Genomic DNA, 22,181 nt, shown 5'->3' with positions numbered 1-22,181 from the left:
TGTCCGCACACCAGCCGATTCCGGCACCTTCCAAATGCGAACAGTCACCCACAGACCAAGAGATCCAACGCGGAACGGGACGAGTTCCGAGTCAGTGCGCATGTCTGAACTTCACTGGAACTCCAGCGAAATGGCACGTGTGTGGATATCGTGCAGCGAGCGAGGGCGCATCCGTCAGTCCATGGGATCGGCGGATGCGCCCCGTTTGTGGCGATGCAACTGTGACTGGGGGGTTCATGGGGCATGTCGAGCTACCCGATTCGGACAGATCAGGACCTGTGGGACTGGCGGGGGCGCCTCGTCCACGGACTGCTTCAAATCGGCCTCGCAACAAGGAACTCGACGATCTGTGGAGGGCGCCGACCGTACAGCGTGAACGTTCAGGACCGGCCGCGACGAAGAGAAGAACAGGCCGGTGTCTGCCGGTCGTCATCGGGGCCGAACTTCTCGGCCTGGGGATTCCGGCATGGCTCGTGCTGCGGGCCGGCGGGCAGTCGCGGGCCGCGGTCGCCGCGGCCGTGGCCGCGCTTGCGTGGTCCGGTGTGCGGGCCGCGCGCGGCCGGTACGCGGACCGGCCTCCGGGCGATCTGCCGGGAGCACTGAGCACGACAGGCGACTGGCTGCTGCTCATCGGCGTACTCGCCGTGCTCCGGACCATGACCGGCGGTTCGGCCGATCCTGCGACGGCGGTCGTGGCCCTGCTGCCCGGCCTGCTCGTGGGCACTGCGATATGGGGGGTGCGGCGGTTGCCCTGGCCGGGGCGGCAGCAGCGGGTGCTGGTGGTCGGTGAGGCTCCGGGGGTGGAACGCGCGGTGCAGCTGCTCGGTTCCCGTGCGGACCATCCGTACTCGGTCGTGGCCGCCATACCGGTGGGGACCACGCCGCTGGAGTGCGAGGTCCAGGTGCCGGGCCGGCTCGCACCGGCACCGGCCGACGACGATGCGTCGACCGTGCTGGGCGGAGCGTTCGCCCATGACGCGGACCTGGCTCTGGTCGTGCCCGGGCCGCAGCTCTCCGAGGAGCGGCTGCGCCGGCTCTCCTGGGGACTGCACGACGGCGGGCTACCGCTGTCCGTGCTGTCGGAGCTCTCGGGCATCGCGGCCGCCCGGGTACGGCCGTCCGCAGCGGCCGGGCTGACCCTGCTGCACATCGCGCCGCCGCTGCGCCGGGGACCGCAGATGATCCTGAAAGCCGCGGTGGACCGCACCGGCGCCGCACTCGGTCTGCTGGTTCTGGCACCCCTGCTGCTCCTGATCGGGGCGGCGGTGCGGCTCGGCTCGAACGGGCCGGTCTTCCACCGCCAGATCCGCCACGGGCAGCACAGTCGGCCGTTCACCATGTGGAAGTTCCGGACGATGGTGGTGGACGCCGAGAGCCACAAGGCTCAGCTGGTCACGGCGAACGAGAACGACGGCCCGATGTTCAAGATGCGCCGCGACCCCCGGGTGACCGGTATCGGCCGTCTGCTGCGCCGGACGTCGCTCGACGAGCTGCCACAACTGCTCAATGTGCTCCGGGGCGACATGTCACTGGTCGGTCCTCGGCCTCCGCTGCCGGACGAGGTGTCCTGCTACGACGAGCGCGAGCTCCGGAGGCTCGCGGTGAGGCCGGGGCTGACCGGCCTGTGGCAGGTCAGCGGTCGCTCGGACCTGTCCTGGCAGGAGACCGTCTCGCTCGACCTGTGGTACGTCGACAACTGGTCGATGGCCACGGACATGGGACTCATGGCCCGTACGCTGCGCGCCGTCACCGACGGACGCGGGGCGTACTGAGTGCGGCGGCCGTCGATGCGAAGAGTGCGAAGCCTCCGGCCGTGCGGGGCCGGAGGGACGGGCGGCCGTCGCGTTGCGGCGGCCCGCCCGTGCCGGTCGGCCCGTCGGGTCCGCTCAGACCTGTGCGGTCTGGCGCTCCAGCCACCATGCGTAGGTGCGGGCGATCCCGTCGCGCAGTGGAATCTGCGGTGCGAAGCCGAGGGAGGTGAGCCGGGAGACATCGAGCAGCTTGCGCGGGGTGCCGTCAGGCTTCGACGTGTCCCATTCGACAGATCCCTGATACTGCGTCACATCACATATGATTCCGGCGAGTTCACGGATTGTCAGGTCCTCCCCGCAGCCGACGTTGACGGGCTCGTCACCGTCGTAGCACTCCAGCAGCAGGAGGCACGCGGCGGCCAGATCGTCGACGTGCAGGAATTCGCGGCGGGGACTGCCGGAGCCCCAGAGCGTGACCGCGGGCGCGCCGTCGCGGCGCGCCTCGTGGAAGCGGCGGATCAGCGCAGGCAGTACATGCGAGGTCTCCAGGTCGAAGTTGTCACCCGGGCCGTAGAGGTTGGTGGGCATGGCGCTGATGTACGAGGCGCCGTACTGCCGGCGGTAGGACTGGGTCTGCACGATTCCGGCGATCTTGGCCAGTGCGTATGCCTCGTTCGTCGGCTCCAACGGACCGGTGAGCAGGGCGCTTTCGGGAATCGGCTGTGGGGCGCGCCTGGGGTAGATACAGGACGAGCCGAGGAAGAGCAGCCGCTCGACCCCGGCGGCATGTGCTCCGGCGATGACGCTCAGCTGGATGCGCAGATTGTCCTCGAGGAACTGCACCGGATACGTGTTGTTGGCCATGATCCCGCCGACCTTGGCGGCGGCCAGCACCACTGCGTCCGGACGGACCTCCCGGAGAAATGCCTCGGTCGGCGCGGCGTCGCGCAGATCGAGGTGATCGCGATCGCGGGTGATCACCTCGTGTCCGGCGGCGGTGAGGCGGCGCACCACCGCCGAACCGACCAGACCGCGGTGGCCCGCGACGAATATGCGGGCGCCGGGTCGTAGGAGGGGGCGGACGGATTCCTGGGGAGGGCCGGGGAGATCAGTCGTCATGGCTCGGATTGTGCCAGCAGCCGCAGGCCGCGGTGACGTTTTGCCGCGGATCGCTCAATTCCGATATTTCGGTGAGAACCAACAGCCTTTCCAGGCGAACACAGAGGGGGGAGTCGTGGCGAAGACCGCACTCATCACCGGCGTGACCGGACAGGACGGTTCGTACCTGTCCGAGCTGCTGCTCGACAAGGGGTACACGGTCCATGGACTGATACGCCGCTCGTCGAGCTTCAACACCGAGCGGATCGACCACATCTACCAGGGACCGGAGGAAGAGAACCGTTCGTTCGTCCTGCATCACGCCGACCTCGCCGACGGGGTCGCGCTGGTGAATCTGCTGCGCGACATCCGGCCGGACGAGGTCTACAACCTGGGTGCGCAGTCGCACGTCCGCGTCTCGTTCGACGCTCCGCTGTACACCGGTGACATCACCGGTCTCGGCACCATCCGGCTGCTGGAGGCCGTCCGCGCGAGCGGAATCGACACCCGCATCTATCAGGCGTCCTCGTCGGAGATGTTCGGCGCCACCCCGCCGCCGCAGAACGAGAAGACCCCCTTCCATCCGCGGAGCCCGTACAGCGTCGCCAAGGTCTATTCGTACTGGGCGACCGTCAACTACCGTGAGGCGTACGGGATGTTCGCGGTCAACGGGATTCTCTTCAACCACGAGTCCCCGCGCCGCGGTGAGACATTCGTGACCCGGAAGATCACTCGTGGGGTGGCCAGGATCAGGGCGGGTCTGCAGACCCACCTCCATCTGGGGAATCTCGATGCCGTGCGCGACTGGGGCTACGCCCCCGAATACGTCGACGCGATGTGGCGAATGCTGCAGTGCGACAACCCTGACGACTATGTGGTGGCCACGGGCGAGGGTGTCAGCGTCCGGCAGTTCCTGGAGTACGCCTTCGCGCACGCAGGCCTGGACTGGCGGGAGCACGTCCGCTACGACGCCAAGTACGAGCGCCCCAGCGAGGTCGATGCACTGATCGGTGACGCCGCCAAGGCCGAGGAACTGCTCGGCTGGAAACCGGCCGTGAAATCGCAGGAACTCGCCAGGATCATGGTGGAGGCGGACATCCGTCAGCTGTCCGACCAACTCGCCGGAGCGGCCGTGCGGGTGGACCGATGAGAGATCCGGGCACATCCGACAGCCGCACCGCCCTGCCGGTCACCGGTGTGTGGACCGGTTCGGCAATCACCCACAGCACCACCCGGCCGTCGCACTCCACGACCGCGCCGGGGACCAAAACGGGCACGACCTCGGTCTCCACCGGCTGCCCGGTGGACCCGAGCACGTCCGCACCGGTCCGGGCCCCGGGCCCGGACCACTCACTCGCCCTTGCCGGCAGCGGGACGGACAGTTTCCGCCGCCGGTCGGACGAGGCAGGAACCGCGGCCTTCCGGCCGCAGCTCGTTCTCACCTTCGGAGCTGAATGATGAACGGAAGTACGGGGCGCAGACCCGTCGGACGCGGCAGGGCACGTGCCGCGGCCGCCGCGCTCTGCCTGCTCGCCGGAGCCCTGACCGCCGCCGCGTCCGGGGGCTCCCCGGCCGCGGCCCTCACACCGCCGGTCTCCCTGACCGCGGACGACCTCACCACCTGGCAGACCAACGGCATCGTCTGGTCGATGGCCGCGTCGGACGCCGGTGTCGTGTACACCGGTGGGACCTTCTCCACCGTCCGGCCGCCGGACGCGGCCGCCGGAACCTCCGAACAGCCCGCGGTGAACTTCGCCGCGTTCGATGCGGCGACCGGCGCACCGACCGGCTGCAGTCTGTCGTTCACGCTTTCGTCGGGGACAGCGACCGTACGGGCCCTCGCGCTCTCTCCCGATCAGAAGACCCTGTACGTCGGCGGGCAGTTCGGGGCGGTGAGCGGGGTCGGGGTGAGCAATATCGCCGCGATCGACACCGCGACCTGCACCCCGCGCCAGAACTTCAAGGTCTCCGTCTCCGCGACGGTACGGGCGCTGGCCGTCACGGCCGACACCGTCTATCTGGGCGGTGACTTCAACACCGTGGCGGGGCAGACCCGGAACAAGTTCGCCGCGGTCACCACGGGCGCCGCGCTGAAGCCGTGGACGGCCAACACCGACGAGGTGGGCCGGGCCGTGGAGCTGACGCCGGATCAGGAGCATGTGCTGATCGGCGGTGACTTCTTCACCGTCAACGGCACCACCTCGCACGCACTGGCCGTCGTGGACGCCACCACCGGGGCGATCGCCAAGAGCTACCCGGCCGGGTTCATTCCGGACACCTCCACGGTGCAGGATCTGACCACGGACGCCACCGGCTTCTACACCGCCAACGAGGGCACCGGAGGCGGTGTCTTCGACGGCCGGATCGCGCTGAACCTGAGCAACTTCGAGCAGCGCTGGCGGGACACCTGCCTGGGTGCCACCCAGGCCGTCCTCGTGCACAACGGCGTTCTGTACAGCGGAAGTCACGCCCACGACTGCGCCAGCATGGGTGAGTTCCCGGACCAGCCGCGCAAGCATCTGCTGGCCCAGTCCGTCGACGATCCGAAGCTGCTCCCCTGGTTCCCGGACACCAACGACGGCATCGGGGAGCCGGTCGGACCGCGGGTGATGGCGCAGACCGACAAGGGCGGCCACCACTATCTGTGGGTGGGCGGCGAGTTCACCACCGTCAACGGCTCCGCACAGCAGGGGCTCACCCGGTTCGCCGACGGCCCCGACACCGGGGCGCCTTGGGTGCCGAACGTCAGCCTGTCCACCGTTGCCGCGGGCAAGGTGCAGGTCGATTGGCAGACGAGCTTCGACGCCGACGACGGTGAGCTCACGTACCGGATCTACAAGGACGGTGCGAGCACCCCGGTGTACACCACGACGGGGTACTCGCTGTTCTGGGACCGGCCACAGCTGAGGTGGACCGATACGGACGTGGCCGCGGGTGAGACCCACTCGTACCGGATCAGTGCGAGCGACGGCACCAACACCAGTGCCAAGTCGCCCGCCCTGTCCGCCACCGTGGCATCAGCCGCCGAGAAATACCCCGCCAAGGTGCTGGCGGACGGTGCTTCGTTGTACTGGCGGTACGACGAAGGCACCTCGACCTTCGCCGGAGACACCGGCAGCGGGCTGGACAACGGATTCCTGCGCAACTCCCCCGCCTACCGGCAGACTCCGGCCGCTGTGGCGGGTGCCTCGACCGCGATCGGCTTCAACGGATCGAACCAGTACGCGTACAGCAACAAGCGTCATGCGCAGCCCACCAGGTTCTCGGTGGAGACATGGATCAAGACGACGACCACCAGAGGAGGGAAGATCATCGGCTTCGGCAATGTGACCATGCAGAACAGCAACCAGTACGACAAACATGTGTACATGCGCAATGACGGGCGGCTGGTCTTCGGGGTGTACAGCGGCGGCACCAGGACCATCACTACGCCTGCCGCCTACAACAACGGCGCCTGGCACCATGTCGTCGCCACGCAGGGCGCCGGCGGCATGGCGCTGTACGTGGACGGGCAGCTCCGCGCCTCGAACGCCCTGTACACCGGAAACGAGAGCTACAGCGGCTTCTGGAGGGTGGGCGGGGACAACCTGAACAACTGGCCGAGCCAGCCGACGAGCAGCTTCTTCGCCGGGCAGATCGACGAGACCGCCGTCTACCCGACCGCGCTGAGCGGCTCGCAGGTCAGCGCCCACTACGCCCTGAGGACGGGTGGATGAGGTATCCGTTCCCGGCCGGCGCCGCCGTCGTCGTACTGACGGCGGCGCTGGCCGCCTGCGGCTCGTCCTCCGACGGACACGAGGCGGCGAGCGAGGAAAGGCCATCGGCCACCCGGACCCCTGTCACGGCCCCCTCGGCAGGTCCCGGCGCCACCTCGCCCAGTGACCCTGCGGCTCCGCGGACGAGCGAACCACCGAAACTGCCCACCGATGAACTCACCCCGGCCACCGGCTCCTTCAACAAGGAGCAGAAGGAGTATCTGGTCAACCGTGTGCCCAAGGGCATGGACCCGGCGGCCGTACTCCAGACCGGTCAGGAGACCTGCGACAAGCTGACGTACCTCGTGAAGGTCGACCGGGACACGGCGGTCGGCGCGATCGTGACGGGCGAGATCGCCGATGCGAAACCCGCCGTCGAGCACCTCTGCACCCAGCACGAAGAGCTGGTGCAGGAGGCTTCCCAGGGGTACGCGGACGGCACGTACAAGGACGAGCAGATCCGGCCCGGCCGCTACCGCGATGTCACTCCCACCAAGAGCTGCACCTGGCAGATCACCGGAGCGAACGGCAGGAACCTGGTGTCGGGCTCCTCCGCCTCCGGGAAGCGGGCCGAGATCACCGTCCCGCAGACGGCCCGCGCGTTCACCTCCACAGGCTGCTACGCCTGGCTGCCCGAAGGAGACCATGGATGAGCAAGCTGCCGATAGCCGTGGTGATCCCCACGAAGAACGAGGGCCTGAACATCGCGGAGGCGGTGAAGTCGGTGCTCGGCCACTTCGAGGCGGTCGTCGTCGTCGACTCGCACAGTACGGACGACACGGCGAAGATCGCCGAGGAGTGCGGGGCCGAGGTGATGACGTACACCTGGGACGGCGGTCATCCGCGCAAGAAGCAGTGGTGCCTGGACCATGTCCGCACGGACCTGGACTGGATTCTGCTGCTCGACGGGGACGAGCGGCTCAGCCCCGGTCTGCTGGCCGAACTGCGGCAGATCTTCGCCGATCCCGGCGCGCCGAAGCCCGCGGCGTACGACATACCTCTGGGCTACTGGTTCTCCGGGAAGCGGCTGCGGCACGGCTACACCATCCGCAAGCGATCACTGACCGACCGCACCCGTTGCGGATACCCGGAGGTCGGGGATCTCGACGCGCCGGGCATCGGCGAGGTCGAAGGCCACTACCAGCCGGTCGCCGAGTCGGCGGGCTCGCTCCGTAATCCGATCGAGCACCAGGACCTCGACCCGGTCACCGCATGGTTCGAGCGGCACAACCGGTACTCGGACTGGGAGGCGTGGCTGGAGCACCACCCCGAGGTCAAGGAGCAGGTGCGGAAAGTAAAGTCGCGCCAGGGGCAGTTGTTCCACAAGGCGCCCTTCAAGCCCCTGGTGTCGTTCGCGTACATGTATGTGTACCGGCGGGGGTTCCTCGACGGGCGGGCGGGCTTCGACTTCGCACTGGCAATGAGTTTCTACCGCTGGCAGATCGCGCTCAAGTCCCGTGAGGGGAAGGCTCTTTGACTCAGCGGCCCTTCCGGCGGACCACGTCCTCGTAGGTCCGCCGGAGGGTCCGGGTCACGGCCTCTATGGTGAAGTGCTCATTGACCAGGTCCCAAGCAGCCTTTCCCGCCCGGGCGTTGGCCTCGGGATCGAGGAGTTCCAGTATCGCCTCGGCGACCTTGAGCGCGTTCTTCCCGTCCTCGCCGACCCGGCTGTCGATCACCCGGCCCGCCCCGGCCCGCGCGACATCGGGGCCGAGACCACACGTGCGGGTGATGACCACGGGGGTGCCGACCGACATCGCTTCGAGGACGGATACGCCCAGGGGTTCCTCGATCGACGGCAGTACATACACATCGGCCTGCCGCCCCGCCGCCAGGACCTCTTCGTGATCGAGCGCTCCCACATGGTCCAGGGAGTCCATCACCCCCAGCCTGCGGGCGAGTTCGAGAGTCGCGGGCAGCGCTCCGGTGTCGGGGCCGGCCAGCACGAACCGGGCGTCCGGATGCTCGGCCAGGACCGTCGGCATCGCGGCGACGAAGTCCTCCGGGCGCTTGCGCTCCTGGATCCGGGCCAGGAAGAGGACCATCGGCGGCCGCCCCGGCTCCCTGGCGGGCCCCAGCTTCTGTGGTCGCACGCCGTTGACCAGCCGTACGGTGCGGGTCAACGGCACCGGTGCGGCAACGGCGTTCACATCGAGGCGTTCCATCTCGGTCAGATGCAGCACGGCGTCGGCGTCGCGCAGCACCTTGCGTACCCCCAGCAGATCGGTCAGCTGGGCAACCCGCTTCTCGGTCGGGTCCACCATGCCATGGGTCTGGACGACCAGGGGTGTGCGGGAGGCCAGCGCGAGCAGCGCGGCGGGCAGCGTCACCAGGTCGCGCATCAGATGGACATGGACGAGATCGGCGCCGCGCATCATGCGACGGGCGGCGAGCAACAGCGCACCGGAGGTGATTCCGCTGACCTCGAACATGGGGAGCAGATGGCGGGCCCGGAAGAGATGGACCGGCACTCCCTCGACCTCGCGCGGCAGCCGGCCTTCGAAGCCGTCGCCCAGTGCCACGATGCGGGCGTCGTCGCCCCCGGCCCGCTGAACCTTCGACAGGTTGAGCGCCACCCTTGTCGGGCCGCCGAACGCATGGTCCGGGGTGTGCAGTGTGACAACGTGCAGGATCTTCACCAGGGTTCCCCTCAACCTCGGCCGACCTTTTACAGACTAGTCATCCAAACCCCCCAAGTGGGTTGATTCGTTAGAGTGTTCACAGGTCCACGGAACGGGGAGCAGATGACGTCCGTGCACGAGTCGGCGCCGTCCGCACCCGTACCGGAGCACGGCCCGCAAGACCCGGTCCAGCCGCCGGCGAAGCCCATGTCGTGGGCGATGCTGTCGCGGGCCCTGGCCGTGCCTGTCATCCTCGGCCTGGTCTGCTTCCTTCCCGCGGTGATCGCCGCGCAGCCGGGGACGGGCGTCCGGGACACCGCGTACTGGCTGCAGCTGGTGCTGACGTGTTATGCGGGAGCCCGGCTCGCCACGATGATTCTGTCCACGCGGCGGCGTCTGCTGCAGGGCGTGTTCTGGATGTTCGTGTACATCGCGATGGGGGTGGCGCCGTTCGCGCAGGCGGTCATCGGGCAGACCCCCACCCCGATGGTCGGGCCGCGGTCGGATCTGATGACGGCCATCGCGCTGATCCTGGTGGGGTGCGCCGCGTTCGACCTCGGGGCGCTGCTGGCGTCCCGGCGTCCGCTGCGCCGCCGGGCCGTCGCACGCTCCGGAAGCGGTCCGGCCACCGCGCACCGGATGCGGCTCAGGCTGCTGGTGGTGCTGGCCTTCGCGGCGAGCGGCTACTACATCCTGAAGCTGGGCGGGCCCGCGATCTTCTTCACCAGCCGTCAGGAGATCAGCGCCTCGGTCGCGGTCAGCGGGGTTGCGTCGAGCCAGTCCAACGTGGGATCGGCCTTCCTCAAGGGCTTCGGCACGGTGCCCGCGCTGCTGGGGCTGCTCTTCTACACGCGCCGCCTGGTGACCTCACGCAGGGCCCGGCGCTCCCCCTCGACGGTTCTGGTCTGGTGCGCGCTGCTGATCCTCAACATCATCGTCAACAACCCGATATCCAATGCCCGCTACTGGTTCCTGACGGTACTGGTCTCGCTCCTTTTCACCGCGTTCCCGAGCAGCGCGGCGATGTACCGGTCGGTGCTGGCCATGGGGGTGGTCGGGGCGCTGGTGCTGTTCCCGTACGCGGACCGGTTCCGCTACGACAGCGCCGGGTACCGACCGGTGGATTCGTCGTCGGTCTTCGAGCCGCTGGCCACCAAGGACTACGACCAGACGGTGATGTTCGCCAACACCATTACCTGGGTCGACACCCGCGGCCACACCTATGGGCGTCAACTGGCGGGCTCCGCCCTCTTCTTCGTGCCCCGGTCGGTGTGGAGCGGCAAGCCGGAGGACACGGGTGTCCGCGTCGGCCAGTGGATGGGGATGAACATGACCAACCTGTCGGCGCCGCTGTGGACCGAGCTCTGGGTCGACTTCGGTGCTCCGGGCATGGTCGGCGGTCTCGCACTGATCGGGTACGTCGCCGCACGCACCGACCGGCGATACGCGCGGGCGGTGTCCCGGGACGGCCCGGGCCCCGGCAGTGTTCTGGCCATCGCCGCGCCGCTGATCGCCGGGTACACCTTCATTCTGTTGCGCGGACCGCTGCTGCAGTCCGTCGGGAAACTGGCAATCGCAGCGCTCTGTCTGCTGCTGATCACAAGCTTCAGGAGCCGGAGCGGACAGCGCTCGCACTGACGGGCGTCTGTTCCACCGTTGTGCGGCGTCCGAGCCGGACCACCCGGGTCCAGGTGGCCACCGCCTTGCAGACGGACCCCAGGCACAGGCCCCAGGCCGCGCCCGGCACTCCGCCGAGCACATAGCCGCCGGTGAGGAAGGCGACTGCGGCGAGCGAGAAGACCACCTGGATGGAGAGGGTGGTACGGGGGTCGAGCATGCGGAGCGCCAGCAGCCCGCAGGTGCCGACGGCCATCGCCGCGTACTGGCTGCCCGTCGCCGGGAGCAGGGCGGCGGCCGTGGGCCAGGTGTCACCGAGCAGATGGCGGCCGATCGTGTCGGGCAGCAGGGCGAGTGCGGTGGCCCAGACGGCGGCTGTGGCGGCCAGGACCGCGGCGAGCGTCGCTGTGGCGCGTATCCTGCGCCGTTCGGAGGCGAGCCGACCGAGCAGCGGCGGGCCGAAGCCGGTGGCCGAGGTGAACAGCACGTTCAACGGCCCGAAGAGAGTGGTGGCACCGCGCAGGGCGCCCACCACGAGCGAGTTGCCGACCATGCCGAGTCCGAGCACGGAGAGCTGACTGGTGGCGTTTCCCACCCCGAACTCCACCACGAAGCGCCGTCCCAGATGCCCCCTCCGCAGCAGAACCTTGAGCCGCAGGGTCGTACCGGCCACTCTGCGGTGCAGCAGGGCGGCCGACAGCAGGAGGGCGGGCAGCGCGGACAGCCCCCAGACGCTGATGAGCCTGGCCGCCGGGGCACCGTACGGCTGCACGGCCAGCGCGCCCAGCACACAGACCAGTCTGAGCACATCGCTCGCCAGCGCCAGGTGCGGCAGGTGCAGGGTGGAGAAGGCGTAACGCATGGTGTCCTGGCCCAGGACCACCGGCAGGACGAGTCCCAGCATCATCAGGGCACGTGCGGTGGCCCCCGGCAGCGTCAGGCAGACGGTGGCGAGCAGGGCGCCGAGTGCGGTCGCGGTGAGCAGGGTGAAGGCGACCGCCGACCGGCACGCCCCTCGCACCTCGTCGCTCTCGCCGCGCCGCAGCACGAGCGGCTGCCCGGTGTAGGCGCCGGACACCCCCAGCAGCACGGTGAAGACGAGGTAGACCGCCGAGAAGCGGGCGAAGTCGGCCACCGTGGAGAGCCGGGCGGCGGCCACCAGCACCAGGATGTTGGTGAGCGCCGCCACGCCCTGGTCCGCGACCGAGCAGACGATCGCGGTCCGTGCCTTCATCTGTGTCCCGCGGTGGAGTCGAAGGTGCGCAGACCGAGCGTCTCGGCCGGGTCACCGGTGTGCTCCCGGCCGCCGCGGCCGCGGCCGCCGCCGTCGCCCCGGCCCGTCGCGGAGCCGGGCCGGCCGCCTCCGGTGCGGCGCCGGCCGGCCTTCTTGCGGGCCCGGCGCTCGTAGCGGCTCCGGCCGGAGTGCAGCAAGGCACCGAGCACGGAGCCTCCGGCCGCCCCGATGATCTCGCGGATCCGCTCCAGGTCGCTGCGGTGCACCTCGCGCGGGTCGCAGACCACCACGACACCCTCCACCCGGTCGATCAGTGCGACGGCGTCGGCGTACGAGAGCACGGGCGGGGCCAGCACGATGACGACGGCGCCCGGCCGGTCGCCCTCGGCGACGATCCGTCCGACGGGCGCGGAGGTCAGGGCACGCGGGACGTTGTCCGTGCGCCGGCCCGCTATCAGGGTGAAGGCACCCGACCCGGGTACGTCCACATTCATCCGGCTGTCCGACGGCCAGGCCCGTTCGCCCTCCGATGCCCAGCGCGGCCCGGCGCCCTGCACGGCCGGGCCGAGGTCCCTGGCCAGCGAGGGGGTGCGCAGATCGGCCTCGACCAGGAGTACGTCACGTCCCATCTCGGCGAAGGCCGCGGCCAGGTTGACCGCGGCGGCGGCCGCCGCGTCGTTGTCCCCGCGCGGGGCCGTGACCAGGAGTCTGCGGCGCTGGGCGAACGACGGGTCGTAGGCGAGCCGGAAGGCGACCGCCCGGTACTCCTCGGCGAGCCGGCTCCCGCTCCGCCCGATGGCGAGCAGCGCGCCCGCGGATGCTCGTTCCCTGGGCAGGGTGCCGAGCAGCGGGGCGCCCAGCGAACGGACCAGCTCCCGGGTGGAGCGCACGGCTGGGTCGAAGACCAGGCGTACCCACGAAAGGAGCAGTCCGAGCGCGAGCCCGACGACACCGCCGAGTCCGAGCAGCAGGGGCAGCCCCGCACCGGTGGGGTCCGTGGGCGCGACGGGCTTCTTCGTCAGATAGCCGGGAGTGGTGTCCAGGGCACGCAACTCCGAGATTTTCCTGCTCAGTTCGGAGATCGAGACCACGAGGTTGGCCCGTGCGCTGGTCACGTCGTTGCTCGTCCCGGCCTGCTCCGCCAGTTGATCGCGCTGTTCGGTGAGGGGCTTCAGCTGGGCGCGGTAGCCGTCGACCATGTTGGCGATGCTGTCCTCGGTGCGCTGTCTGCGGATCTCCAGATAGGCATCGGCGAGCGCCTCGGCCCGAGCCTTCGCCAGCGCGGGGGTGCGGGCGGTGTAGGAGAAGCGGAGCACGAGGGTGTTCGGCGGGTTGGTGACCTGGAGACCGGACAGCAGGGTCCCGACCTCCACCCGGTCGCCGCGCCTGGCCAGGGAGCCGACGGCCAGGGTGCCCACGGTGTCGCTGACGGCGGTCTGCCGCTCGGAGCCGATGTTGATGCCCTTGTCGGCGGAGGCGCCCGCGGCGAAGGGGTCCGAGGCGGCGGAGCGTACGACCACCTCGCCCGTCGATGTGTAGCTGTCCTCGCCGCTCAGGGCGAGCCAGCCGCCGCCGAGCAGTCCGAGGACCACGCCGCAGGCGAGCAGTGCGCGGTAGCGCAGGAGCTGACGGAACTGGTCCCTCAGAAGCGCGGGTTCGTCCTGGTCCTCCAGGGCACGGATCGGCTGGGTCATCGGCGTGGTCTCCCTTGTGCGTCCGCGAGGGCCTCGGTGAGCAGTGCGTCGAAGCGGGCCAGGCCCGCCTCTCGGCTCAGGTGACGTGCTACGTACTGCGGTCCGTTGGCGCCGAGCCGGTCCGCTTCGGCAGGCGCTTCGAAGAGCTTGCGTACGGCTGACAGCAGCGCGGCGGGATCCTCCGGTGCGACGAGGATCCCGGCACCGGACCGCTCGACCTCCTGGGCGGTGCCTCCCCCGTCGGCGACAGAGGCGACGACGGGGCGGCCCGAGACGAAGTACGAGGTGAGTTTGGACGGGACGCTCATGTCGAGCACGGATGCCCGCTGTGTCACCGCCAGCACATCGGCGGCAGCGAGAATGTCCGTGAACTCGTCCGCGCCGGCCGGCGGCAGGAAGTCGAGATTGCGCAGGCCCGTCGCACGCCCCAGCAGCGCCTCGCGCTGATTCCCGTCCCCCATCAGCACGACACGTATCTCCGGTGCCAGCCGGGCCGCGTCGACCAGGACCTCCAGGCCCTGTTTGAGTCCCATGTTCCCCGAGTGCAGTACCACGGGAGTGCCCTCGCTCCAGCCGAGTCTTGCCCGGGTCCCCGCACGGTCTGCCGAAGACGCCTGCACATGCGACCAGTTGGGAACGATCCGGATACGCCCCGGGTCCACGCCGTACTCGGTCACACGCGGGACGAAACTCTCATGGATGACTCCGACGAGGGCGGCGCCGCGCAGCGCGTAGCGTTCGGCCGCCGAGGCGACGGCGGCCGCCCGGCCCCCGCCCCGGATACCGCTCTGCGCGGCGGCGGCACCCATCAGATCCTGCACGACCGGTATGTGCGGGACTCGGTGCCGGCCCGCCAGCCGGGCCCCGATGACACCGCCCGCAAGGCTCGGCATCTGGGAGATCACCGCGTCCGGCGGACGCGAAACGGGCGGCGACAGCAGACCGTGCCCGAGCACCGTGGCCTCGAACGCCGCTCTGCGCAGGGCAGTCTGGCGCGGCGGCACATAGTGCCTTCGCCGGTGGACGGTGACCCCGGCCCGCTTCTCGGCCACTCGCCACACACCCCGGTACTCCGTTTCGGTACGCCAGGACGGGTAGTGCGGCATGCCGGTCAGCGCATGGGTCTCGGCCCCGGACGCGGCCCAGTGCTCGGCGAGCTGCGCGGCGTACGGGCCGATGCCCGTCAGCTCCGGTGCGTAGTTGGTCGAGACGACCAGCAGAGTGCGGTCTTCGAACGGCTTGTGACGATCGGCATCGGACATGGACGCTCGCCTTCCCCCCGGAACATTCTGTGTTCCCCCCAAGGAACAGCCCCAAAAGTGAGCTTATCCGTTCACGAGATGCGCAAGTGGTCTTCACAGTAAGGTCGTTGCACCATCAACACCGATACCGATATCCCGCAGCACCGGATGGCATGTCCGGACAACAGCTGCTGGACACGGACATCACGTTCACCGTGGGGGGAGAGAACGGATGGTGCACAGGGTCGGCTACGCGCCGGGGGTCTACGACCTGTTCCACATAGGGCACCTCAACATCCTGCGGCATGCCCGCAGCCAGTGCGACTACCTCGTCGCGGGCGTCGTCTCGGACGAGATGGCCGCGCTCGCCAAGGGCCACAAACCGGTGATTCCGCTGCCGGAACGGCTGGAGATCGTCCGCAGTGTCCGCTACGTGGACGCCGCGTTCGTCGAGACCGTGCCCGACAAGGTCGAGACCTGGCAGCAGGTCAGGTTCGACGTCATCTTCAAGGGGGACGACTGGCGGGACACGGAGAAGGGCAAGCGGCTGGAGCGCGATTTCGCCGAGGTCGGCGTCGAGGTGGTCTACTTCCCGTACACCGTGCACACGTCCAGCACCCAGCTGCGCCGGGCGCTGGACACGCTCGTCAGTCCGCAGTCCGGAGCGCTGTCAGCTCCCTGAACCACTTGGCGAGGAACGCCACCAGGAACAGTGCGTGCACGACGGCGAGCACCGCATAGCCGATGAGGAACGCGGTCCGGTCGCCGAGCAGCAGGAACACCAGGCAGAACACCCCGTAGTCGGCGGGCAGCAGTGCCATGGCCCGCACCCGGGACACCGGGACCGCGGCACCGCTGCCCGCCGCGGGCGAGGCGGCCGCCCTGCCCAGCTGCTCGCGCAGCAGCCCGGCGCAGAAGGTCAGAACGGCGGTGAACAGGAATCCCAGCGGCAGGAGCAGCCAGCCCTCGGCCGGCAGATCGAAGAACCGCTGGAACGAGATGAGCACGGCGGTGTGTACGAGGATCATCTTGGCGCAGTCCACGACATGGTCCAGCCACTCGCCGTCCGGACTTCCCCTGCCGGTCAGCCTGGCCAGCTGCCCGTCGGCCGAATCGAAAGCGAAGCCGATGACGAGCCCCGCGTACACCGCGACCGCGAGCCCCCAGGACGGCCGGACGAGAGCCACCGAAGCGATGGCGGTGAAGGTGAATGCCGCGCTGATCAGGGTGACTTGGTTCGGTGTCAGTCCAATACGGTATGCACCTGCCGCGAACACCCGTCCGGCCGGGCGGTTCACATACCGCGAGTACAGCGACACCCCCTTGGCCGTCTTCTGCGCACCGCGCAACTCGCGCAGAACCGTGCTTGTGCTTCCCATACGCCCCCCAGCGTGTCGCCATTGCCGGCGGCATCGGCAGAGCACTGCGGACGCTGCCGTCGGAGCCGCATCATGGCACGCAGGCCCCATTTCGCGTGGCCACTCACCCGCTCAGGCCGGCAATCCGCCTCCGTCGGGCCCGCACCGGGTGCGCGGGCCCGACGGACCATGCCTCAGGCGGGCGCGGTGCGGCACTCCGGGTGGCCCCAGCCGTTCGGGTTCTTGGCGATCATCTCCTGTGCCGCGTAAGGCTTTCCGCAATGGCAACGGCCCGCGAACCTGGCCCGGATGGTTCCACCGGAGCGTGCCGCACCCCCTGCCTTCTTCGCCGGAGCACCCTTGCCCCGCCCCTCGGTCGCCCGGGCCGCAGCGGGCGTCGGCAGCTGCGAGCCGTGCGCGGTACCGGCCGGCCGCTGCGCCACGGCGGCCTCGCTGGCCGCCTGGTCGGCGAGGGCGTTGAGCGGATCTCCGTCCACCTGGTGGGCGGGCACATAGACGAAGTCCACGGTCCGGCCGGTCAGCAGGGCGTCGATGCGGGACACCAGGTCACGGTTGGCCACCGGCTTTCCGGCCGAGGTCTTCCAGCCGTTGCGCTTCCATCCCGGCAGCCACTTCGTCACCGCGTTCATCGCGTACTGCGAATCCATCCGCACTTCGATCGCCACGGACGGATCCGTGGACTCCAACAGCTCCTGCAGCGCTGTCAGTTCGGCGACATTGTTGGTGGCGGTCCCCAGCGGTCCCGCTTCCCAGCGCTCCGGTCGTCCCTGCGCGTCGGCCACGACCCACGCCCAGGCCGCAGGCCCGGGATTGCCCTTCGATGCCCCGTCACACGCGGCGATGATGCTCTCGTTCATGCCCTCGATCATGCCAGCGCCGCACCACCCCCACGGCACACCGTAACGCTGAGTGACGATTCGAGGTGCGGTGGACCGGCGACGCTGGTTCTCTGATGGAGCAAGCTCTTCCCAACCGCACAAGGAGCGATGATGAGCGTTGCACGTGAATCCGGTGACCGTGCGCAGCAGCTGCGCGACAAGGCCCGGCACATGACCGAGGCTGCTGAGCGCACCACCGACCCTGAGCAGCGCCAGCGGCTCCAGGAGAAGGCCCGGAAGCTGCAGGAGCAGAGTGACCAGCAGGGCAACATCGGCAGCGAGAACATCCGCCCGCCGAAGTAGCACCTGCGTCACGTAGTACCTGTCTCAGAAGAACGGCCGGCGTCTTGCTGCCCTTCCATGAGTGAGTGGCAAGCCGTCGGCCGCTCGGCCCACGACACCTCGGCACATCCGCGACGCAGCCATCGGTTTCCCGCTCCGAGCCGCTTCAGTACGGGTGTTTGTTCGTCTTGTCCGCCCACGCCTCGTAGGACGTGGCCCCGAGCTCGGGGTGGAGCTGTTCGAGAGTGATGCTCCGCCGGTCCGGGGGTTTCGCGAAATCTTCGTACTGAAAGGCATCGTCGAAGCCGATTTCCTGAGTGGCCTTCCAGTCGCAGCTGTAGTAGACGGTCGTCGTATTCCGCTTCTCCCGTGTTGAGCAGCTGACCGAATGGCTGGACTCGAACGCGCGTCGGCAGCTCCTCGACGAGGGCCGTCCGCTGTTCGACGGAACCCCCACGCAAGAGGTGCTCTCCGGTGGTACGCCGACCGAGGATGTCGTCACCGCGGTCGTCTCGCATGATGTACGGCCGGGGCGCGAGCGGGAATTCATGCACTGGCAGGACAGAATCCTCAAGGAACAGGAGAGGCATCCCGGTTTCATGGGGTCGGAGCTGTTCAAGCCGGTCAAGGGAGTTCAGGACCGTTGGGTGGTCGCCTTCCGCTTCGACACACGCGAACACCTTGAGGAATGGCTCAACTCCAAGGCGCGCGAAAAGCTTCTGACGGAGGGGCACGAGTACTTCGGTGCCTACGACGTGCGCAAGATCGGGTCGGCGTTCGGCGCCTGGTTCCGCTTCGGTGAGGGCACGGCGGGAGGAGTTCCCTCCAATTGGAAGCAGGCCATGTCCGTGGTACTGGCCCTGTATCCCACGGTGATGATCCTGAATCTGACGGTCGGTGACTGGCTCAGTCGCCTGAGGGCGCCCGGGTATCTCGCTCTGTTCATCAGCAACGTACTGAGTGGCAGTGTGCTGACCTGGTTGCTGATGCCGCTGGTCAACCGAGCGCTCGCCTTCTGGCTGGTGCCCAGCCGGGCGCGCTCCGTCGGCGTCCATGTGGCGGGCGCCGCGGTCGTGGCGGCGTGCTGCCTGGTGATCATCACAATCTTCGGTCTGACCACGGGGTAGGGACACTGCGCACCGCCTTCGTCATACCGGTTCCGACTGTGGTGCCCAAGCGTCGCGACGGCCGGTCGCTGCCGCCTGCATGAGCCGGTGTCCGAAGGGCTACCGCAAGCCCACCGACTCCTGCGACGGCTGTCTGGCCTGGGGCGACTTCAGCGGACGACGACTCTGCCCTGCCTGCTGCATGTTCGGCCGCAGTACGCGGCGGCCGTCTGCGCCGACTGCCGCCGCGTCCAGCCGCTGAAGTGGGATTACTGCCGTCTGTGCTGGTGCCGGGTCCGGCTGGGCGCCCGGCCCGCACGGCCGGACAGAATGCCCCCCCGGGGGGGGTATGGGCCAGGAGGAACGTCCGGCGGTGCAGCCAGTGCGCTGCCCGGCTGCCCGAGGGCAGCAGGCGGTCGCGCCGGTACTGCTCGGCGGCCTGCCGAGTCTGACGATGTCGCGAAGGCGGCGGTCGCCCGTGTTCTGGCAGACCGAAGCCACTCAGCGCAGTACGGCCGCCAGCAGGTCGGCCCCCAGCGCCGTCAGATCGGGCAGATTGAGGGTGTAACGGACGTAACGACCGTGACGCCGGGCCGTGAGCAGGCCCGCGCGGCGCAGGACAGCGAGGTGGCGGGAAACCTCCGGAGGTGAGAGTTCCCAGGCGTGGGCCAGCTCACCGGTGGTGTGCGGGCCGCGGGCCAGGGTGCGCAGCAGCCGCAGCCGTACCGGATGCGCGAGTGCCTCCAGCCGTAGCGTGACCGTTTCCAGCGATACCGGCTCCGGTGGACTCGGCTCGGCGACGGGGTACTGCACCACCGGCTGCCACCCGGGCGCGTGGACCGCCACCAGGTGCGGGCGGCCGAAGACGCTGGGGAGGAAGGTGACCCCGGTGCCGTGGGCGGCGGTCGCATTGTCCTGCAGCTTGTCCACGATGATGCCGTTGCCGTCCGGCGCCAGGGTGACGGCGCTGGAGATTGACGCGAGTGCCGCCCCGATGCCCTGGCGCTTCAGCAGGTCGTTCTTCAGGCGCAGGTCGGTGGCGAGTTGCACGGCGACGCCCGTCCAGGCGGTGTCGAAGAAGGCCTCGGCGCACTGTTCGAGGGTGTGACGCACCCGCGCCCGCACGACGGCCGGGTCCGCGAGCAGCCGTTCCGCGAAGGCCTCTTGGAGCGCGCCGCGGGCCTGGGCGAGGTCCAGGGCCCGCTCGCGCGCCGTCGCGTCGGCGAGCGGTGACGGCGCGGCGAAGTGGACCCGGTTGCTGCCGCACGTGGTGATGAGCGCGGCGGTCACATAGGTTTCGTCGTCGATCCGGTCTACATCGTCCAACTCCTCGGCGAGAGTGGGCCGGGGACGCGCGGGGACCAGGAAGTCGGCTCGTGAGGAACGCCAGAGGAACTCCGCTTCCCTGAGCCGCTCGGCCAGCTCCGGCCGCAGCCCAGCCCAGACGTCCCCGGCCCAGCCGGCGAACTGCGGGTGATGCGCGGGTTCGGCCAGCACGTGCAGCATCGCGGTCAGCTCGGCCAGCGGGGAGGCAGCGAACCGCAGTCGCCCGGACGGCAGGCCGCCGATGTCGATCCTCAACGTCATCCCCTCATCATCGCTGGTCGGATGGCCGACGAACGCGTCGATTGACGGTGTCCGTCAACCGGCATAGTCGGCCCGGCGGCCGAACGCACCGTTGACGCCATGGCAACCACCACCAAGCTCCAGCCACGCGCCCTCGTCCGTGCCTCCGGAGGCCCCCGCTATGCCGTCGCCCTGGCCGTGGACGCGCTCGGCACCGGCCTGCTGCGGCCCTTTCTGCTGCTCTACGGGGTGACCGTGCTGAGGCTGTCCGCGTCGGCCACCGGCATCGGCATGACGGCCGGCGTCGTCGTGGGTCTGGTGTGCATGCCCGCGGTGGGCCGATGGCTGGACCGGGGCGCACGCAGCACGGTCGTGGCGGCGTCGATGCTGGTGCGGGTGGTGGGCGTGGCGCTGCTGCTGGTCGCCCCGGCTGGGCACGTCTGGCTGTTCGCGACGGCGGCACTCTTCCTCGGCATCGGCAACCAGGCATGGCCAGCCGCCCATGCAGCTCTCGTGGCCACGGTCGCCCACGGCCGCGAACGCGACGCCGCTCTCGCAGCAGGCCGCGCCCTGCGCAACGCCGGCCTGGGCGCGGGTGCCCTCCTCGCCACCGCATGCCTGGCGGGCGGCACCACCGCATTGCAGGCGCTGGCAGCCGTCACCGGGCTCGCCTATCTCGCTGCGGCAGCCTTGGCATGGTCGGTTCACCTGCACACGCATCCGGCCGCTAATGCGGCCAAGGACAGGGCCGACGGGCCCGCACCTCGGATGCGCGTGCTGCTGGCCGCCAACGTGGTCTACGTCTTCTGCCTCAACGTCCCCGAAATCGCGCTCCCTCTGGTCCTGCTGACACAGTTGCACGCATCCTCGGTGTGGTCGGCAGCCATCTTCGTGGCGAACACTGTGCTGGTGGTCACCCTGCAGGTTCCGGTCACCGTCCTGCTGTCCCGCTTCTCCCGGCGGGCCGTGCTGGCTCTTGCCGGCGTGGTACTCGCCGCGTCCTACCTCGGCTTCCTGGTGGCCACCTCACTGGGACACGGCTGGGGTGCCCCGGCCGTCGCCATGGTGTCCGTTGTCTGCACCATCGGCGAGATCATCTATGCCGGCAGCGCCACCGCGCTCGTCACCGCCCTTGCCCCGGCCCATGTCCTGGGACGCGCCCTCGCCCGCTTCCAGCTCGCCACGGGCTTCGGCCTCGCCGTCTCCCCGGCGGTCATCACCGCTCTCGCCTCCCACGGCTCCGCTGCCCTCTGGGGCAGCCTCGCCGCTGCGACGCTTCTGTCCGCCTCCGCCGTTGCCACCGAGAAGGATCAAGGAACGCGGCTCAGCGGATACTTCCGCCGGGCACGAGCAGGCTCGTGAGCTCGGCAATCGCCTCTGACGGCAGTCCTGAACAAGGTCGGAATCCCGATCGCCGCCGCTCGCGGCGCCGCCATCCGGCGGCAACTCCTCGAACTTCCCGCACCCGTCGTCGCAGACGCTCTCGGCTACCACGACAAGACCACCAGCCGCCTTTGCAACGAGACCGGCGGAACCTGGAACCGATACGCCCCAGGGGATCACGCAAGGTCACCAGCAGGCTGGATTCCTTCGGGGAACCGGCGCCAGTTGAACAGGAGAGCCCACCAGTATCAACCCCCGGGCACAGCTGGTGCGGGTCTTCCGCGTCGCACAATGTGGAACTGCTGTGTGACATGGCGTTTCTCGGTGCTCGGATCGGGCTACGTCGTCCCGTACTCCATCCGGCACGACCCGACGGAAGACGACGTCAACGCCTGCCGGCTGCGCGAGGCGATGGGCTCCGTGGAGTCAACGGCTGCCCGCACTCGGACCCCCGCGGCCTGCTTCACCGACCCCTCAACGAATTGACGCGGCGCTGAACCAGCGTGCGGAACACCCGCACGTTTTCTTCTTGTTGACGTTCATCCGGCGAAGGGCCTAGGTTTCGGTAAGCGCTTT

Annotated in this window: 21 protein-coding genes; 12 read left to right on the top strand and 9 right to left on the bottom strand. The window is 69.3% G+C overall.

The window, feature by feature from the left end; all coding sequences use genetic code 11:
• The first annotated feature begins 236 nt into the window (after positions 1 to 236).
• Positions 237 to 1,772, top strand: a complete 1,536-nt coding sequence (locus ACFVYE_RS34130) for a sugar transferase (RefSeq protein WP_383976364.1) — start codon at positions 237 to 239, stop codon at positions 1,770 to 1,772.
• Between the two features lie 114 nt (positions 1,773 to 1,886).
• Here ACFVYE_RS34130 and ACFVYE_RS34125 read toward each other — a convergent pair whose 3' ends face one another.
• Positions 1,887 to 2,870: a GDP-L-fucose synthase family protein gene (locus ACFVYE_RS34125; protein WP_383976366.1), complete on the bottom strand. Its 984-nt coding sequence runs from the start codon at positions 2,868 to 2,870 to the stop codon at positions 1,887 to 1,889.
• A 115-nt stretch (positions 2,871 to 2,985) separates the two neighbouring features.
• Between ACFVYE_RS34125 and gmd the strand changes: the two genes are divergently transcribed.
• The 5 genes from gmd to ACFVYE_RS34100 are packed head-to-tail and all read left to right on the top strand — an operon-like array spanning position 2,986 to position 8,081.
• Positions 2,986 to 3,999 carry a GDP-mannose 4,6-dehydratase gene (gene gmd, locus ACFVYE_RS34120; protein ID WP_093893843.1) on the top strand — a complete coding sequence of 338 codons (1,014 nt, stop codon included), beginning with the start codon at positions 2,986 to 2,988 and terminating at the stop codon, positions 3,997 to 3,999.
• The gene (locus tag ACFVYE_RS34115; protein ID WP_383976368.1) at positions 3,996 to 4,307 is read left to right on the top strand and encodes a hypothetical protein; all 312 of its coding nucleotides are present in this window, start codon (positions 3,996 to 3,998) and stop codon (positions 4,305 to 4,307) included. The genes gmd and ACFVYE_RS34115 overlap by 4 nt, the downstream gene beginning before the upstream one ends.
• Positions 4,304 to 6,565, top strand: a complete 2,262-nt coding sequence (locus tag ACFVYE_RS34110) for a LamG-like jellyroll fold domain-containing protein (protein WP_389608102.1) — start codon at positions 4,304 to 4,306, stop codon at positions 6,563 to 6,565. Before ACFVYE_RS34115 ends, ACFVYE_RS34110 begins: the two co-directional genes overlap by 4 nt.
• Positions 6,562 to 7,257, top strand: coding sequence for a hypothetical protein (locus ACFVYE_RS34105; RefSeq protein ID WP_389608101.1), 696 nt, complete (start codon positions 6,562 to 6,564; stop codon positions 7,255 to 7,257). The genes ACFVYE_RS34110 and ACFVYE_RS34105 overlap by 4 nt, the downstream gene beginning before the upstream one ends.
• Positions 7,254 to 8,081, top strand: coding sequence for a glycosyltransferase family 2 protein (locus ACFVYE_RS34100; RefSeq protein ID WP_383967542.1), 828 nt, complete (start codon positions 7,254 to 7,256; stop codon positions 8,079 to 8,081). The genes ACFVYE_RS34105 and ACFVYE_RS34100 overlap by 4 nt, the downstream gene beginning before the upstream one ends.
• 1 nt (position 8,082) lies before the next feature.
• Here ACFVYE_RS34100 and ACFVYE_RS34095 read toward each other — a convergent pair whose 3' ends face one another.
• Complete coding sequence (locus tag ACFVYE_RS34095; protein WP_383967543.1) at positions 8,083 to 9,243, bottom strand: glycosyltransferase; 1,161 nt, start codon at positions 9,241 to 9,243, stop codon at positions 8,083 to 8,085.
• A 105-nt stretch (positions 9,244 to 9,348) separates the two neighbouring features.
• Here ACFVYE_RS34095 and ACFVYE_RS34090 point away from each other — a divergent pair, with 105 nt between their 5' ends.
• On the top strand, positions 9,349 to 10,863 hold the full coding sequence (locus ACFVYE_RS34090) for a hypothetical protein (RefSeq protein ID WP_383967545.1): 1,515 nt from the start codon (positions 9,349 to 9,351) through the stop codon (positions 10,861 to 10,863).
• Here ACFVYE_RS34090 and ACFVYE_RS34085 read toward each other — a convergent pair.
• Genes ACFVYE_RS34085 through ACFVYE_RS34075 form a run of 3 tightly spaced genes read right to left on the bottom strand, consistent with a single transcriptional unit; the run spans position 10,832 to position 15,032 of the window.
• Complete coding sequence (locus ACFVYE_RS34085; protein WP_383967548.1) at positions 10,832 to 12,076, bottom strand: hypothetical protein; 1,245 nt, start codon at positions 12,074 to 12,076, stop codon at positions 10,832 to 10,834. The genes ACFVYE_RS34090 and ACFVYE_RS34085 overlap by 32 nt on opposite strands.
• A complete protein-coding gene (locus ACFVYE_RS34080) occupies positions 12,073 to 13,770 on the bottom strand; it encodes a lipopolysaccharide biosynthesis protein (RefSeq protein WP_383967551.1) in 1,698 nt (565 codons plus the stop codon). The genes ACFVYE_RS34085 and ACFVYE_RS34080 overlap by 4 nt, the downstream gene beginning before the upstream one ends.
• Entirely contained in the window at positions 13,767 to 15,032 is a 1,266-nt protein-coding gene (locus ACFVYE_RS34075; protein ID WP_383967552.1) for a glycosyltransferase, read from the bottom strand. The genes ACFVYE_RS34080 and ACFVYE_RS34075 overlap by 4 nt, the downstream gene beginning before the upstream one ends.
• Positions 15,033 to 15,243: 211 nt before the next feature.
• On the opposite strand from ACFVYE_RS34075, the gene ACFVYE_RS34070 reads away from it, so the two are divergent.
• Entirely contained in the window at positions 15,244 to 15,693 is a 450-nt protein-coding gene (locus ACFVYE_RS34070) for an adenylyltransferase/cytidyltransferase family protein (RefSeq protein WP_114242908.1), read from the top strand.
• Here ACFVYE_RS34070 and ACFVYE_RS34065 read toward each other — a convergent pair.
• Positions 15,659 to 16,390, bottom strand: a complete 732-nt coding sequence (locus ACFVYE_RS34065; RefSeq protein WP_383967557.1) for a CDP-alcohol phosphatidyltransferase family protein — start codon at positions 16,388 to 16,390, stop codon at positions 15,659 to 15,661. The two genes, ACFVYE_RS34070 and ACFVYE_RS34065, sit on opposite strands and share 35 nt — an antisense overlap.
• Positions 16,391 to 16,563: 173 nt before the next feature.
• Positions 16,564 to 17,247, bottom strand: a complete 684-nt coding sequence (locus ACFVYE_RS34060) for a ribonuclease H (RefSeq protein WP_383967559.1) — start codon at positions 17,245 to 17,247, stop codon at positions 16,564 to 16,566.
• Positions 17,248 to 17,379: 132 nt separating this feature from the next.
• Here ACFVYE_RS34060 and ACFVYE_RS34055 point away from each other — a divergent pair, with 132 nt between their 5' ends.
• Positions 17,380 to 17,571: a DUF6381 family protein gene (locus ACFVYE_RS34055; protein WP_383967562.1), complete on the top strand. Its 192-nt coding sequence runs from the start codon at positions 17,380 to 17,382 to the stop codon at positions 17,569 to 17,571.
• 145 nt (positions 17,572 to 17,716) lie between these two features.
• Here the strand turns inward: ACFVYE_RS34055 and ACFVYE_RS34050 are convergent, their stop codons facing one another.
• Complete coding sequence (locus tag ACFVYE_RS34050; protein ID WP_389608100.1) at positions 17,717 to 18,007, bottom strand: hypothetical protein; 291 nt, start codon at positions 18,005 to 18,007, stop codon at positions 17,717 to 17,719.
• Between the two features lie 7 nt (positions 18,008 to 18,014).
• On the opposite strand from ACFVYE_RS34050, the gene ACFVYE_RS34045 reads away from it, so the two are divergent.
• Positions 18,015 to 18,677 carry an antibiotic biosynthesis monooxygenase gene (locus ACFVYE_RS34045; protein WP_389608099.1) on the top strand — a complete coding sequence of 221 codons (663 nt, stop codon included), beginning with the start codon at positions 18,015 to 18,017 and terminating at the stop codon, positions 18,675 to 18,677.
• A gap of 480 nt (positions 18,678 to 19,157) precedes the next feature.
• Here ACFVYE_RS34045 and ACFVYE_RS34040 read toward each other — a convergent pair whose 3' ends face one another.
• Complete coding sequence (locus tag ACFVYE_RS34040; RefSeq protein ID WP_383967570.1) at positions 19,158 to 20,243, bottom strand: DUF5937 family protein; 1,086 nt, start codon at positions 20,241 to 20,243, stop codon at positions 19,158 to 19,160.
• Between the two features lie 99 nt (positions 20,244 to 20,342).
• Here ACFVYE_RS34040 and ACFVYE_RS34035 point away from each other — a divergent pair, with 99 nt between their 5' ends.
• Both ACFVYE_RS34035 and ACFVYE_RS34030 read left to right on the top strand, forming a co-directional pair.
• Positions 20,343 to 21,584 (top strand): MFS transporter, encoded by a 1,242-nt coding sequence (locus ACFVYE_RS34035; RefSeq protein ID WP_389608098.1) that lies wholly within the window; start codon positions 20,343 to 20,345, stop codon positions 21,582 to 21,584.
• Between the two features lie 327 nt (positions 21,585 to 21,911).
• Positions 21,912 to 22,091 (top strand): hypothetical protein, encoded by a 180-nt coding sequence (locus tag ACFVYE_RS34030; RefSeq protein WP_389608097.1) that lies wholly within the window; start codon positions 21,912 to 21,914, stop codon positions 22,089 to 22,091.
• The last annotated feature ends 90 nt before the right edge of the window (positions 22,092 to 22,181 follow it).

It is taken from the genome of Streptomyces sp. NPDC058239 (assembly GCF_042882185.1).
Classification (GTDB): domain Bacteria; phylum Actinomycetota; class Actinomycetes; order Streptomycetales; family Streptomycetaceae; genus Streptomyces.
This window is presented reverse-complemented; position numbering and strand designations above follow the sequence as displayed.

Excerpts from the sequence above, each read along its gene's own strand:
- ACFVYE_RS34125 (WP_383976366.1), bottom strand. The coding sequence starts at position 2,870 with ATGACGACTGATCTCCCCGGCCCTCCCCAGGAATCCGTCCGCCCCCTC.
- ACFVYE_RS34060 (WP_383967559.1), bottom strand. The coding sequence starts at position 17,247 with ATGAACGAGAGCATCATCGCCGCGTGTGACGGGGCATCGAAGGGCAAT.
- ACFVYE_RS34100 (WP_383967542.1), top strand. The coding sequence starts at position 7,254 with ATGAGCAAGCTGCCGATAGCCGTGGTGATCCCCACGAAGAACGAGGGC.
- ACFVYE_RS34065 (WP_383967557.1), bottom strand. The coding sequence starts at position 16,390 with ATGGGAAGCACAAGCACGGTTCTGCGCGAGTTGCGCGGTGCGCAGAAG.
- ACFVYE_RS34130 (WP_383976364.1), top strand. The coding sequence starts at position 237 with ATGGGGCATGTCGAGCTACCCGATTCGGACAGATCAGGACCTGTGGGA.
- ACFVYE_RS34080 (WP_383967551.1), bottom strand. The coding sequence starts at position 13,770 with ATGACCCAGCCGATCCGTGCCCTGGAGGACCAGGACGAACCCGCGCTT.
- ACFVYE_RS34075 (WP_383967552.1), bottom strand. The coding sequence starts at position 15,032 with ATGTCCGATGCCGATCGTCACAAGCCGTTCGAAGACCGCACTCTGCTG.
- ACFVYE_RS34090 (WP_383967545.1), top strand. The coding sequence starts at position 9,349 with ATGACGTCCGTGCACGAGTCGGCGCCGTCCGCACCCGTACCGGAGCAC.
- ACFVYE_RS34110 (WP_389608102.1), top strand. The coding sequence starts at position 4,304 with ATGATGAACGGAAGTACGGGGCGCAGACCCGTCGGACGCGGCAGGGCA.
- ACFVYE_RS34070 (WP_114242908.1), top strand. The coding sequence starts at position 15,244 with ATGGTGCACAGGGTCGGCTACGCGCCGGGGGTCTACGACCTGTTCCAC.
- ACFVYE_RS34085 (WP_383967548.1), bottom strand. The coding sequence starts at position 12,076 with ATGAAGGCACGGACCGCGATCGTCTGCTCGGTCGCGGACCAGGGCGTG.
- ACFVYE_RS34040 (WP_383967570.1), bottom strand. The coding sequence starts at position 20,243 with ATGACGTTGAGGATCGACATCGGCGGCCTGCCGTCCGGGCGACTGCGG.
- ACFVYE_RS34035 (WP_389608098.1), top strand. The coding sequence starts at position 20,343 with ATGGCAACCACCACCAAGCTCCAGCCACGCGCCCTCGTCCGTGCCTCC.
- ACFVYE_RS34115 (WP_383976368.1), top strand. The coding sequence starts at position 3,996 with ATGAGAGATCCGGGCACATCCGACAGCCGCACCGCCCTGCCGGTCACC.
- ACFVYE_RS34105 (WP_389608101.1), top strand. The coding sequence starts at position 6,562 with ATGAGGTATCCGTTCCCGGCCGGCGCCGCCGTCGTCGTACTGACGGCG.
- ACFVYE_RS34055 (WP_383967562.1), top strand. The coding sequence starts at position 17,380 with ATGAGCGTTGCACGTGAATCCGGTGACCGTGCGCAGCAGCTGCGCGAC.